This window comes from Marinifilum sp. D737, from assembly GCF_026672275.1.
GTDB lineage: Bacteria > Bacteroidota > Bacteroidia > Bacteroidales > Marinifilaceae > Marinifilum.
This window is the reverse complement of record NZ_JANQCD010000022.1, coordinates 1-12,356: the sequence shown is the minus strand read 5'-3', so window position 1 is coordinate 12,356 and position 12,356 is coordinate 1. Positions and strand designations below refer to the sequence as shown.

Here is a 12,356-nt window from a genome sequence, read left to right as displayed (position 1 = left end):
AGAAATTCATCGTATTTCAATCCTGAAATTGAGGTGATTTAGTTTTTCTACACCTTAACTTTATCGGTTAAACTCAAGCTTTCTAATGTCTCAAATAAAGTTTGGTTGTGCATAAAGAAATTTTTCATTAAGTGTATTAATTTGTTTATTGTAGCATCTTGATGCGATTTAGATAGCTCGAGAAGTGGTTGTAAATCTTGAGAACTTATACAAAACAACCTAATCAATAAGGACGTTATCCAAATACAAGAAGATATAAGAAAAAATATCCAAAAGCATTTCGCGTTTTTAATATTTTTGAGAGTCATAAATTGTAATTGAACGGTGTATCATAAGAATTAAATTCTATAACATACAAATTGAGTTTTATATATTTCACTGGCTATGATTTTTTAGTGTTAGCGTATAGATGTTTTTTAATTGCTGTTTCTACATCTTTTAAATCTTTTTGCATGATCCCCGATATTTGGATTACCTGACCATTTGTTTTTTTGATTGATAGTATTCTAGAGTCGGAATTAAGACTGTAATTATTGATATTTTTCCATTTTGTACTCCATCTTGGTGAATGTCTTATTTTTTTAGAGTCCACTACTAGCATTTCTTGCATGAAATACACAATGTTAATTACTAGAAAGATCCCAAGGTATATACAAGAATAAAAAAAGTTGAATTGACTATTTGAAAAGAAGTAAAAATTAAAAAACAAGAGTACATAAAGTATGGTCTTCATAATTATTTGAGTGACTGTTGATTTTATTTTTCTTTTTGATTCTAATTCAAAAAATAATGTAGAGCCCAAATTTTCTGAATTTGTTTTCCAAAAGTAAAATGTTGTCAACATTACTATAAGACAGATAGGAATTATTGTTAAAATTACCGTATTGTTTACTTTATCAAATACTTGCCATATAATTATTCCTAAAGTTATTGTAATAATTGACAGAACAGATAATGTTAATTTCGTTTTGTTTGTTGCCATAATTTAATAAGGTGATATTCATAAAATTAATACTATAATGCCAATCCTCCACCTATCATCCAACCAACTGGACCCATTGCCCCCCATACTCCGCATGAGCTTGCGGCAAATTCCAGTACACAACCTCCGTAGACACCTGATACTGCTGAAACTGCTTTATTGTCAGAATAAGCTGCTAAAACGATACACCCTGCGCTAACTTGCTGTATATTCTTTGTTTGCTGTTGCATGTTCTTTTGGCTAATACCTTGCATAATTGCTAAAGAAAAATCATACTTAATGCGATACCAAGAATAAACTTTTTGTTAATTTTATTCATAATTTTAAATTAGACAAAAAATTGATTTTTGCCCTTATCTCCTCAAACGAGATAATAGGCTTGAGTTTTTTTTCTTTTGCGCAATTGAATGAACTCGAGAACTAAGTTATGTAAGCAAACTATCACGAGGTGACAGTTTGATTATTTTTATTAAGTCTATTTAATGGGTGGATGTTTTAATAAAACATAAGCTTCATGCTTGTTATCTTAGGGGTTCACTGTGTATGAAGACTTCCGTTCTAAATAAGAAATAGATTGAAGTGTCATTTTTTTAGAGGTTAAAGCGTTTTGATTGCTTTCACATATTATTGTTGTAGTAATAGGTTTTTCGAATTTTAGAATACACAATTGGTTCTCCTAAATTCTTAAGTGCTTTTACCATCCGAAAAACAGTGCTGACTGAAGTGTTTAGTTTTTTAGCTAATTCTTCCGGAGTTCCGGTGTTTTTATTTTGAATTAGATATTTTAAACGTTCATTTCTTTTAAGAATTGTTTCGTAATTCATAATACAACCTCTCCCTATAATTGGTTTATTTATTCTTAAAATTAAAAAAACGCAACTTATGTTCTGTTAAAAAAGTGATGAGCGTTATTTTTTTTATTATCAAGTGATGTATTGATGTGATTAGCTTTTTGTTTTAACTTATGTATATTAACGTGAGTTCGACCTAAGAAACTCAATCAAACAAACTGGTAATTTAAAATTTACTTTTTTGATCGAATAAGCTTTTAGCTATTAGCCTTTAGCTAATAGGGAAAATATTCCAAACTAAGTATTAAGAAGTAATGATTTATTAAGTCAGTTGTCATTAATCAACGGTAAATTAATAAGATATATATTGAACTCATGTTGTTGTTAATATTATAGGTTAGATTGTCAATGGTGTAAAGGATGGTTTTTATCTGCAGGAAGAAAATGTTTGGAATCATGATTAAGTCTGTTATTTCTTTTTCGCAAACGTATCCAAACCGAAATTTTTACGTTTCAGTTAATAAGGACTTGGAAGTATTTTATTGCATCATATCAGTAAGATATTTAAATACTTTCTTATATTTGCACTTGATTTCAGAAGGGCTTGAGGGGGATATATCACAAATTCTTATTTGCTTTGCAGAAACTGCAGGTTTTTTATGACCTAACAAAGAATAGCTTCGAGGAGAAAATTGAATCTTAATGATATGTAACCAGGGCTAATTCCGCGTAAGCGAATGAAATCGGTCAGGATCTAATATTTTGGTATTATGGCGAAAGAAGAACAAGATAAAATATTGAATGAGGTTACCGAGAGCGAATACAAATATGGCTTTGTAACCGACATTGAGAACGATGACATCGGTAAAGGTCTGAATGAAGATATCATCCGCATGATTTCGGCTAAAAAGAAAGAGCCTAAGTTTATGCTTGATTTCAGATTGAAAGCTTATCGTCATTGGAAAACAATGAAAATGCCAGAGTGGGCATATCTGGATATTCCTGAAATCGATTATCAGGATATCATTTACTATTCTACTCCTAAGCAAAAAGCAAAATTGGAGAGTATGGACGATGTTGATCCGGAAATTAGAGCTACTTTCGATAAGCTTGGTATTCCTTTGGATGAGCAAAAGATACTTGCCAATGTTGCAGTGGATGTTGTAATGGACTCTTCATCGGTGAAAACAACCTTTAAAGAAGCTTTGGCCGAAAAAGGAATTATTTTCTGCTCTTTTAGCGAGGCAGTTCAAGATCATCCGGACTTGATTCAGGAATATATGGGAACTGTTGTTCCAATTCAGGATAACTTTTTTGCAGCTTTAAACTCGGCTGTATTCTCTGATGGTTCCTTTGTTTACATTCCTAAGGGGGTTCGTTGTCCAATGGAGTTGTCAACTTACTTCCGTATCAATGCTGAAAATACGGGTCAGTTCGAGAGAACTTTGATTGTTTGTGAAGAGGAATCATACGTAAGTTACCTTGAAGGATGTACTGCTCCTATGCGTGACGAGAATCAGTTACACGCTGCTATCGTTGAAATTATTGTGAAAGATAATGCTGAGGTGAAATACTCAACGGTTCAGAATTGGTATCCTGGCGATAAGAACGGTAAAGGTGGTATTTACAACTTTGTAACCAAGCGTGGTATTTGCGAAGGGGTTAACTCTAAACTGATGTGGGCTCAGGTGGAGACTGGATCAGCTGTAACCTGGAAATATCCATCAACTATCCTAAAAGGTGATGGTTCTTCAAGTGAATTCTACTCGGTTGCGGTAACCAACAATCACCAACAGGCCGATACAGGAACCAAAATGATTCACATTGGTAACAATACCAAGTCTACCATTATCTCGAAAGGGATTTCGGCAGGTAAGAGTAACAACTCTTATCGTGGTTTGGTTAAGGTTTCTAAAAACTGTGAAGGTGCTCGTAACTTCTCGCAGTGCGATTCGTTGCTATTGGGCGATAAATGTGGTGCACATACTTTCCCATATCTTGAAATTGGTAATCAATCGGCAAAGGTTGAGCATGAGGCTACAACTTCGAAAATTGGTGAAGACCAAATTTTCTACTGTAATCAGCGTGGTATCAATACCGAGGATGCAATTGGTTTGATTGTAAACGGATATGCAAAAGAGGTAATCAACAAAATGCCAATGGAGTTCGCTGTTGAAGCACAAAAATTGCTTCAAATCAGTTTGGAAGGCTCTGTAGGATAATAAAATAAGCTGTTAGCTTTTAGCTCCCGATAGCTATTAGCTATATCAATAATAAGTAAGCAAAGAGAAATGCAAGAGTTCAACGATTCATTTCTCAGATTATTAAATTAAACTGTAAACAGCCAAAAGCTAAAAGCTAATGGCTAATAGCTATAAATAAGATGTTAAGCATTAAGAATTTACACGTTTCCATCGAAGGAAAAGATATCCTTAAAGGAATCAATCTGGATGTAAAGCCAGGTGAAGTTCACGCAATTATGGGACCTAATGGTGCCGGAAAAAGTACTCTTGCTTCAGTTTTGGCAGGTAGAGATTTGTTTAATGTAACTGAAGGAGAAGTTTCTTTTCAGGGAAAAGACCTTTTAGATATGGAACCTGAAGATCGTGCCAAAGAAGGTATTTTCTTAGGATTCCAATATCCAATCGAAATTCCTGGAGTTTCTACTGTGAACTTTATGAAGACAGCTGTGAACGAGCATCGCAAATACAAAGGATTGGATCCATTGTCGGCTTCAGATTTTTTGAAATTGATGCGCGAGAAAAAATCATTGGTTGAAATCGACTCGAAATTGACAAATCGTTCGGTAAACGAAGGTTTCTCAGGAGGAGAGAAGAAGAAAAATGAGATTTTCCAGATGGCAATGCTTGAACCTAAATTGGCAGTATTGGATGAAACCGATTCAGGTTTGGATATCGATGCACTTCGTGTTGTTGCAAATGGTGTGAATAAATTAAAGACTCGCGATAATGCAACAATCGTAATTACTCACTATCAGCGTTTGTTGGATTACATTGTACCTGATGTAGTTCATGTATTGTATGATGGACGTATCGTAAAAACTGCAGGAAAAGAGTTGGCTCTTGAACTGGAAGAAAAAGGATACGACTGGATTAAGGAAGAGAACGGAAAATAGTTGATAGTAAAGAGTCTTAGCACTCATTAAATAATTTGTCAGATATGGCCGATATTAATACAATAAATAAGGATTTCGCTGATTTGTTCAATCAAGGAAATGAATTGTTGTTAGAAGGTTCGTCGGATGTGATGAACAAAACTCGCAAGAACGCATTCCAGGATTTTGCAAAATTAGGCGTGCCTACTCGTGCCAACGAGAATTACAAGTATACCAACTTGATTCCGGCTTTTGATCATCCATACAATGTAAATCTAAGATATCAGCAAGTTGATGTTGATTTGAATGAGATTTTCCAGTGCGATGTGCCTGAATTGGATACCAATATGGTATTGTTGACAAATGGTTGGTACTACGGAAACAATAAAGAGTTAACTGAATTGCCAAAAGGAGTAATTGTTTGTGGTGTTCAGGAAGCTGCAGAAAAATATCCGGAAATATTTAATGCTCACTATGGCAAATATGCCAAAACCGATGATGATGGATTGGTTGCATTAAATACAGCTTTGGCTAAGGATGGATTCTTTATTTATGTGCCAAAAGGTGTTGTGATCGAAAAACCGATACAGGTGGTGAACTTGCTTCGTTCAGATCGTGACCTAATGGCTACACAAAGAAATTTAATTGTAGTTGAAGAAAATGCACAGGCAAAAATTATTGTTTGTGATCATACTTTAACTCACCATAAATATTTAACGAATTCGGTTACAGAGGTAAATGTTGCAAGAAATGCGATCTTCGATTTGTATACTCTGCAAAATCAGCATTTAAATTCTGTGATTCTGAATTCAACCTACATTCGTCAGGAAAGCAACTCAAATGTATTATCGAATACCATTTCTCTGTATGGAGGAACCATTCGTAACAATCATCATGTAATTTTAGATGAGGAGCATTGCGAGAACAATACTTTTGGTATGTACTTGATGGATCGCGATCAGCATGTAGATAACTTTACTTCGATTGATCACGCCAAACCAAATTGTTTGAGTAACGAGCACTTTAAAGGTGTGATGGACGATCAGGCTTCTGGTGCTTTTGCCGGTAGAATTTTCGTTAGAAGAGATGCTCAGCAAACTCAGGCTTACCAGTCGAACAACAACTTGTTGCTTTCAAACGATGCGGTGATCAACACCAAACCACAATTGGTAATTGATGCTGATGATGTGAAATGTAGTCACGGAGCAACCGTAGGACAAATGGATGAGGATGCTTTGTTCTATTTGCGTGCAAGAGGTATCGATGAGAAAGAAGCTCGTCAGATGTTGATGTTTGCTTTTGCTCACGAAATTATCGATAAAATCAGGGTTGAGCCTTTGAAAGAAAGAATCGACGAATTGGTTGACAAAAGATTGCGTGGCGAAATCTCGAAATGTAATACTTGCGCAATAGCTTGTAATCATTAATACAATTTTCAATTAGTAATTAACAATTGGATGTGTTCTTATTGTAGAGAGATTCTTCAAATGAAGAGGCATTAATTGTTAATTACTAATTATTCATTATTCATTGAAAAGAATGACGCTGGACATAAATAAAATACGTAAAGACTTTCCAATACTTCAGGAAAAAGTACATGGCAAAGATCTTGTGTACTTCGACAATGCTGCAACCTCTCAAAAACCTACACAGGTAATTGATGAAATGGTGAAGTATTATTACAAGTACAATTCAAATATTCATCGTGGAGTACATTACTTAAGTAACAAATCTACCGATGGGAATGAGAATGCAAGAAAGATTGTACAGAATTTCATTAATGCGGAACATCTTCACGAAATTATTTTCACAAGAGGTACAACTGAATCGATTAATCTTGTTGCCAATTCTTTTGCTGAAAGATATATTGGCGAGGGCGATGAGGTGATCGTTTCGGAAATGGAACATCATTCGAACATTGTTCCCTGGCAATTGGTTTGTGAGAAGAAAAAAGCAGTTCTGAAAGTAATTCCTTTTAATGATAATGGAGAGCTTTTGGTAGATCAGTTGGATGAATTGATTACTGATAGAACAAAGATTGTTGCAGTAAATCACATCTCAAATTCATTGGGAACCATTAACCCAGTCCAGAAAATTATCGATATCGCTCACGCCAGAGGAGTTAAGGTTCTGGTAGATGCAGCTCAGTCGGTACAGCATTTAAAAATTGATGTTCAGGAATGGGATGTTGATTTCTTGGTTTTCTCTGGTCATAAACTGTATGGTCCAACCGGTATTGGTGTTTTGTATGGTAAGGAAGATTTGCTAAACGAGATGCCTCCATGGCAAGGTGGTGGTGAAATGATTAAGGAAGTTCGCTTTTCGGGAACCACTTACAATGAATTGCCATTTAAGTTCGAAGCGGGAACTCCTAATTATATCGATGCAATTGGTTTAGGCGCTGCAATTGAATATGTAGAAAATATTGGTCTCGAAAATATTGATGCATACGAGCAAGAACTTTTGGCCTATGCTACCGAAAAGTTATCAAGTATCGATGGCTTAAAAATATATGGAACTGCCGAGCACAAAACATCTGTAATTTCTTTCCTGGTTGATGGAATTCATTTCTACGACATGGGAATGCTTTTAGATCAAATGGGAATTGCCGTTCGAACAGGAACACATTGTACAGAACCAATAATGCAACATTTTGGAATCGACGGAACCGTTCGTGCTTCGTTTTCCTTCTACAATACAAAGGAAGAAATCGACGCGCTTTATAATGGTATCCTAAAAGTTTGCAAAATGTTTGTACATTAGTGCCATCAAAATCAAAAGAGGTAGAAGTAACAACTCTTTGCTTAAGTATTATTAGAGAGATGACAATAAACGAGATTCAGGAAGAAATTATTGAAGAATTTGCAGGATTCGAAGATTGGATGGACAAATATGCATATCTAATCGAGTTGGGAACCGATTTACAAGGATTGGATGAACAGTACCAAACAGATCAGAACCTTATTAAAGGTTGTCAATCGAAAGTTTGGTTTAATGCAAGTTTGGAAGAAGGAAAAGTGAAGCTTGAAGCGGATAGTGATGCAATTATTGTAAAAGGAATTGCAGCTTTGTTAATTCGTGTATTCAATAACCAAACTCCTGAGGATATCATGAATGCTGATTTAAACTTTATTGATGAAATTGGTTTGAAACAGCATCTTTCACCAACTAGATCAAATGGTTTGGTATCAATGGTGAAGCAAATTAAGATGTACGGAATTGCTTTCAATCATGTAAAATAAAATACAAGATGGGAAAAAAGGAAACAGAAAGTATAATCGTTGAGGTTTTAAAAACCATTTACGATCCGGAGATCCCGGTAAATATCTACGACCTGGGACTAATTTATGAGATCGATTTCTATGAAGAAGATGAGGTGAAGGTATTAATGACTCTTACTGCTCCTAACTGTCCAATGGCTGATCAGATTTTGGAAGAGGTAAATGATAAAATTAAAGCCTTACCAATGATCGAAGATGTTACGGTTGTTCTTACATTCGATCCGCCTTGGGATAAGGATATGATGACTGAAGAAGCAAAACTCGAATTGGGTTTTCTTTAAAATATTTTCAAAAGGGCCCTTTCGGCCCTTTTTTTCTGAAAGTCTTCCCAAAAATATTTCGCAGATCCTCACAATTTTTTTTCGCTGATTTACGCAGAATAGCTTAAATATTGCAGCTACTTCTTTACTCAATTACTCATTCACTCATTCACAGAGATCCTGGTGATTCTCTTTGCATCATGAAAGTTGTTTAGGGTGTTGCCCTCCTTCGTCGGGTCGGGCTTTTCATTGCAACGCCTCGTTCGTTCCTCACTTCGGGGTTTCCATTTCAATCCCTAACACATCCACTTGCAACGCAGCATAAAACTTTACACCTTAGCTAAATTTATTAACTTGCCATCATGAATCTTTCACTTCTCGCAAAATCAAATCTCATTAAAACAAAAGCCTATGAGCTTGGACTCGATCTTTGTGGAATTGTAAAGGCAGATTTCCTGGAAGACGAAAAAGAAAATTTTCTTTCATGGTTGGATAAAGGATACCATGGCGAGATGGGATACATGGCCAATAATATCGAGAAGCGTTTGGATCCTCGATTGTTGGTTGAAAATACAAAGTCTATTGTTGTAGTTGGCCTAAATTATTTTCCGAAAGAGCAACAAAATCATCAGGAAGCACCAGTAATTGCAAAATATGCTTACGGTAAAGATTATCATTTTGTACTAAAGGACAGATTAAATCAGTTGTTTGAATACATCAATACGGAAATCGGAGAGGTTTCGGGACGTGCATTTGTTGATTCGGCTCCAGTTTTAGAACATGCTTGGGCAAAAAGAGCTGGTTTAGGATGGATTGGGAAAAATTCATTACTCATTAACCGAAAAATTGGTTCCTTTCTTTTCCTGGGAGAATTGTTTTTGGATATGGAGCTGGAATATGAGAAACCTGCTTACGCCGATTTTTGTGGAGGGTGCAATAGATGCGTTCGATCTTGTCCAACCGGAGCAATCACAGAGCCATATGTTGTGAATGGAAGCAAATGCATTTCTTATTATACCATCGAATTAAAAGGAGATATTCCGGAAGAAGCAAAAGGAAAATTTGAAAACAGAGTGTTTGGCTGCGATATCTGTCAGGATGTTTGTCCTTGGAACAGAATGTCAAAACCTCATAATGTTACTGAGTTTGATCCAAACCCAGATTTGCTAAGCATGTCAAAAGAAGATTGGCAGGATATGGATGCTCATAAATTCGGAGAAATATTTCGAGATTCAGCGGTCAAGAGAACAAAATTTAAAGGAATAAAGAGAAATCTTGATTTTTTAGATCTGTAAACAACTTGCAATAGCTTGAGTTCAACGTAAATTTCTACTTAAAACCAGATCAAACTGTGGTTGAAGTTTTACATCGAATGCACGTTATAATAATACTTCTCTCCTTTCTTGGACCATCAAATTCGCAAAAGAAAATGTTTTGCCAGGTTGATAACCCCATTTTACCATTAATAATTGGTATGCATTCGCTCGGACCAACAATTCCAGCTTTCAAATGCGAGTCTCCATTATTATCCTGGGCATCATGTTCCCATACGCCCGAAGGAATCAACTTTTTTAGTAGTGTGACCACATCGTTTTGCACCGATTCATCCCAGTTTTCCTGAATCATGATGGCAGCAGTAGCTCCCTGTGCATAAACATTTACCATGCCTGATTGAATGCCACTTTCCCTCACAACTTTTTCAACTTTTGAAGTAATGTCATATAAGGCGTTGTGCTTATCGGTTCGAATTGTAATTTGTTTTTGCATTTTCTTGCTACATTTATATTTTAATTTTTTGTCACAATATAAATTGTGATACAATGCCGATATACAATTTAAAGATCATTTAGAAACAATGTGTAGTAAATGAGCATTTAATTGATAATCGGTATAAATCATTTTCCCAATGCAGCATAACATATTTCATCTACAAACTTTCGATAATACTCAACTTTTTGCACAGGAATTCCTCCCAGATGTGGATGTAAAGGCTGTAATTGTTTTGGTACATGGTATTGGTGAACATAGTTCCAGGTATCTGTGTTGGGCGGAAAAGTTTGTGAGTAAGGGGTTTGCACTTTTAAGCTTTGATCAGAGAGGTCATGGATTATCAGAAGGAAAACGAGGTGTAATTTCTTCCTATAATGATTTCATGAATGATATTGATTTGGTTTTAAATACGGCAGAGCAGAAATATCCAAACTTACCAATCTTATTATATGGGCATAGTATGGGAGGAGGAGAGGTGTTGAACCACTTGCTAAGAAGGAATGGGAATTATAAAGGTGTAATTTCCACTTCACCCTGGATCATTTCTCAAGCTTCTCCACCTAAAATAGTGATTCCATTACTGAGATTTTTGAATCGCCTGATTCCGAAAATTAGTATCAAGACAAAATTTGATTCAAGTTTGCTTTCTCACAATTCAGAGGTTTGTCGCCAATACGATGAAGATGAGTTGGTTCATCATTGGGTATCCTTTCGTTTATTTGTGGAAGCATATGATGCTGGCTATTTTGTATACAATTCCGATGAAAATATTAATAAGCCTTTGTTGTTAATTCATGGCGATGAGGATGAAATTACCAACTCTAAGGCAAGCAAAATTTTTGCAGATAAAAATCAGGAAAACTGTACCTTTAAATTATGGAAGAAAGGCTATCATGAATTGCACAATGAACCTTTTAATAACGAAGTTTTCGAATACATTTGCGATTGGATATATAAACTGCTGAAGAAATAAAAATATCATGGATCAATTCAGAACAATTGTAGAAATACCTGAATCAGATTTTAAAATTTCCTATCACTCTAAAATTTTAATGTTGGGTTCGTGTTTTGTTGAAAATGTTGGAAATTTACTGGTTCAAAATAAATTCAACACAACTGTAAATCCATTTGGAGTAATCTACAACCCAATTAGTGTGGGCAATAGTATTCAGTTGTTGATCGACAATAAGGAGTTTACAGAAGATGATCTGAATTTTGCGAATGATTTATACTTTAGTTATTCTCACCATGGAAGTTTTTCATCAACATCTTCCGAAGAATGTTTGAAAAGTATTAATACTGCCATGCAATCTGCTTCATTAGATTTGGCTACCGCCGATGTTTTATGCATTACATTCGGTACTTCTTGGGTTTATGAATTAATCGATTCGGGAAAAATTGTATCCAATTGTCATAAGCAGTCAGCAAAATCCTTTAATCGATATCGTCTGGAAGTAGATGAAATTGTTCGATTTTATAAAGATTTAATTTTATCCTTATCTCTTTTTAACCCTCACCTGAAAATTGTTTTTACTGTAAGCCCAATTCGGCACTGGAAAGATGGAGCCCACGGAAATCAATTAAGCAAGTCAACCTTGCTCCTGGCCGTTGATCAGCTGGTGCAACTATTCGATCATGTAAGCTATTTTGCTTCTTACGAGATTGTGATGGATGAATTGAGAGATTATCGATTTTATCATGAAGACATGATTCATATGAATTCGACTTCGGTAAATTATATTTGGTCACGATTTTCTGATGTTTTCATGGGGAAAGAGACTGTGGATTACATGAAGAAAATTAGAAAAATGATTTCAGCTGCGGAACATCGTCCTTTTAATCCAGATTCTGAATCGCATCAAAAGTTTATTCAAAAAACCATTTCCGGGATGGAAATCCTTGAGAAACAATTGCCAAACCTGTCCTTTGATTTGGAAAGAAAGGTGATGCGAAAAAATCTTCAAAATTAAGTTGGACTTTCTCATCTAAATTTTGTAATTTGTTTTTCCCTTTCCACATAAAAAAATAGCTACTGATTTTCAGGCAGCTATTTCTTTTTGCGAAAAAACTTGAGGTTTTCATTTGGAAAGTCGGGAAAGTATGCGTTATCTTTGCACCCGCTTTACAAAGGTAGGGCGATAGGAAAAACATGATGAA

General features: G+C 35.3%; 13 protein-coding genes. 9 read left to right on the top strand and 4 right to left on the bottom strand.

Annotation, left to right across the window (positions count from 1 at the left end; translation table 11 throughout):
- Positions 1-382: 382 nt before the first annotated feature.
- The 3 genes from NQ163_RS13420 to NQ163_RS20815 form a co-directional block, all read right to left on the bottom strand.
- Positions 383-982, bottom strand: coding sequence for a hypothetical protein (locus tag NQ163_RS13420; protein WP_268190824.1), 600 nt, complete (start codon positions 980-982; stop codon positions 383-385).
- Between the two features lie 32 nt (positions 983-1,014).
- Positions 1,015-1,212: a hypothetical protein gene (locus NQ163_RS13415; protein WP_268190823.1), complete on the bottom strand. Its 198-nt coding sequence runs from the start codon at positions 1,210-1,212 to the stop codon at positions 1,015-1,017.
- A gap of 387 nt (positions 1,213-1,599) precedes the next feature.
- Positions 1,600-1,806, bottom strand: coding sequence for a helix-turn-helix domain-containing protein (locus NQ163_RS20815; protein WP_442786028.1), 207 nt, complete (start codon positions 1,804-1,806; stop codon positions 1,600-1,602).
- Positions 1,807-2,543: 737 nt separating this feature from the next.
- On the opposite strand from NQ163_RS20815, the gene sufB reads away from it, so the two are divergent.
- The 7 genes from sufB (at position 2,544) to queG (ending at position 9,724) form a co-directional block, all read left to right on the top strand.
- Positions 2,544-3,995: a Fe-S cluster assembly protein SufB gene (gene sufB / locus NQ163_RS13410; protein ID WP_110362287.1), complete on the top strand. Its 1,452-nt coding sequence runs from the start codon at positions 2,544-2,546 to the stop codon at positions 3,993-3,995.
- A 161-nt stretch (positions 3,996-4,156) separates the two neighbouring features.
- Positions 4,157-4,909: a Fe-S cluster assembly ATPase SufC gene (gene sufC, locus NQ163_RS13405; protein WP_110362289.1), complete on the top strand. Its 753-nt coding sequence runs from the start codon at positions 4,157-4,159 to the stop codon at positions 4,907-4,909.
- Between the two features lie 44 nt (positions 4,910-4,953).
- On the top strand, positions 4,954-6,315 hold the full coding sequence (gene sufD / locus NQ163_RS13400; RefSeq protein WP_268190821.1) for a Fe-S cluster assembly protein SufD: 1,362 nt from the start codon (positions 4,954-4,956) through the stop codon (positions 6,313-6,315).
- Between the two features lie 112 nt (positions 6,316-6,427).
- On the top strand, positions 6,428-7,651 hold the full coding sequence (locus tag NQ163_RS13395) for a SufS family cysteine desulfurase (protein ID WP_442786027.1): 1,224 nt from the start codon (positions 6,428-6,430) through the stop codon (positions 7,649-7,651).
- On the top strand, positions 7,651-8,130 hold the full coding sequence (locus NQ163_RS13390) for a SufE family protein (protein WP_268190819.1): 480 nt from the start codon (positions 7,651-7,653) through the stop codon (positions 8,128-8,130). Before NQ163_RS13395 ends, NQ163_RS13390 begins: the two co-directional genes overlap by 1 nt.
- Before the next feature lie 8 nt (positions 8,131-8,138).
- Positions 8,139-8,450, top strand: a complete 312-nt coding sequence (locus tag NQ163_RS13385; protein ID WP_110362295.1) for a metal-sulfur cluster assembly factor — start codon at positions 8,139-8,141, stop codon at positions 8,448-8,450.
- Between the two features lie 341 nt (positions 8,451-8,791).
- Positions 8,792-9,724 (top strand): tRNA epoxyqueuosine(34) reductase QueG, encoded by a 933-nt coding sequence (queG, locus tag NQ163_RS13380; protein ID WP_268190818.1) that lies wholly within the window; start codon positions 8,792-8,794, stop codon positions 9,722-9,724.
- Between the two features lie 49 nt (positions 9,725-9,773).
- Here the strand turns inward: queG and NQ163_RS13375 are convergent, their stop codons facing one another.
- Positions 9,774-10,196 carry a secondary thiamine-phosphate synthase enzyme YjbQ gene (locus NQ163_RS13375; protein WP_268190817.1) on the bottom strand — a complete coding sequence of 141 codons (423 nt, stop codon included), beginning with the start codon at positions 10,194-10,196 and terminating at the stop codon, positions 9,774-9,776.
- A 139-nt stretch (positions 10,197-10,335) separates the two neighbouring features.
- On the opposite strand from NQ163_RS13375, the gene NQ163_RS13370 reads away from it, so the two are divergent.
- Both NQ163_RS13370 and NQ163_RS13365 read left to right on the top strand, forming a co-directional pair.
- A complete protein-coding gene (locus NQ163_RS13370) occupies positions 10,336-11,172 on the top strand; it encodes an alpha/beta hydrolase (protein WP_268190816.1) in 837 nt (278 codons plus the stop codon).
- Positions 11,173-11,179: 7 nt separating this feature from the next.
- Positions 11,180-12,169, top strand: coding sequence for a GSCFA domain-containing protein (locus NQ163_RS13365; RefSeq protein ID WP_268190815.1), 990 nt, complete (start codon positions 11,180-11,182; stop codon positions 12,167-12,169).
- Positions 12,170-12,356: the final 187 nt, after the last annotated feature.

What these genes read in the sequence shown, in the direction of transcription:
- NQ163_RS13420 (WP_268190824.1), bottom strand. Translation starts at nt 982, where the DNA reads ATGGCAACAAACAAAACGAAATTAACATTATCTGTTCTGTCAATTATT.
- NQ163_RS13415 (WP_268190823.1), bottom strand. Translation starts at nt 1,212, where the DNA reads ATGCAACAGCAAACAAAGAATATACAGCAAGTTAGCGCAGGGTGTATC.
- NQ163_RS20815 (WP_442786028.1), bottom strand. Translation starts at nt 1,806, where the DNA reads ATGAATTACGAAACAATTCTTAAAAGAAATGAACGTTTAAAATATCTA.
- sufB (WP_110362287.1), top strand. Translation starts at nt 2,544, where the DNA reads ATGGCGAAAGAAGAACAAGATAAAATATTGAATGAGGTTACCGAGAGC.
- sufC (WP_110362289.1), top strand. Translation starts at nt 4,157, where the DNA reads ATGTTAAGCATTAAGAATTTACACGTTTCCATCGAAGGAAAAGATATC.
- sufD (WP_268190821.1), top strand. Translation starts at nt 4,954, where the DNA reads ATGGCCGATATTAATACAATAAATAAGGATTTCGCTGATTTGTTCAAT.
- NQ163_RS13395 (WP_442786027.1), top strand. Translation starts at nt 6,428, where the DNA reads ATGACGCTGGACATAAATAAAATACGTAAAGACTTTCCAATACTTCAG.
- NQ163_RS13385 (WP_110362295.1), top strand. Translation starts at nt 8,139, where the DNA reads ATGGGAAAAAAGGAAACAGAAAGTATAATCGTTGAGGTTTTAAAAACC.
- queG (WP_268190818.1), top strand. Translation starts at nt 8,792, where the DNA reads ATGAATCTTTCACTTCTCGCAAAATCAAATCTCATTAAAACAAAAGCC.
- NQ163_RS13375 (WP_268190817.1), bottom strand. Translation starts at nt 10,196, where the DNA reads ATGCAAAAACAAATTACAATTCGAACCGATAAGCACAACGCCTTATAT.
- NQ163_RS13370 (WP_268190816.1), top strand. Translation starts at nt 10,336, where the DNA reads ATGCAGCATAACATATTTCATCTACAAACTTTCGATAATACTCAACTT.
- NQ163_RS13365 (WP_268190815.1), top strand. Translation starts at nt 11,180, where the DNA reads ATGGATCAATTCAGAACAATTGTAGAAATACCTGAATCAGATTTTAAA.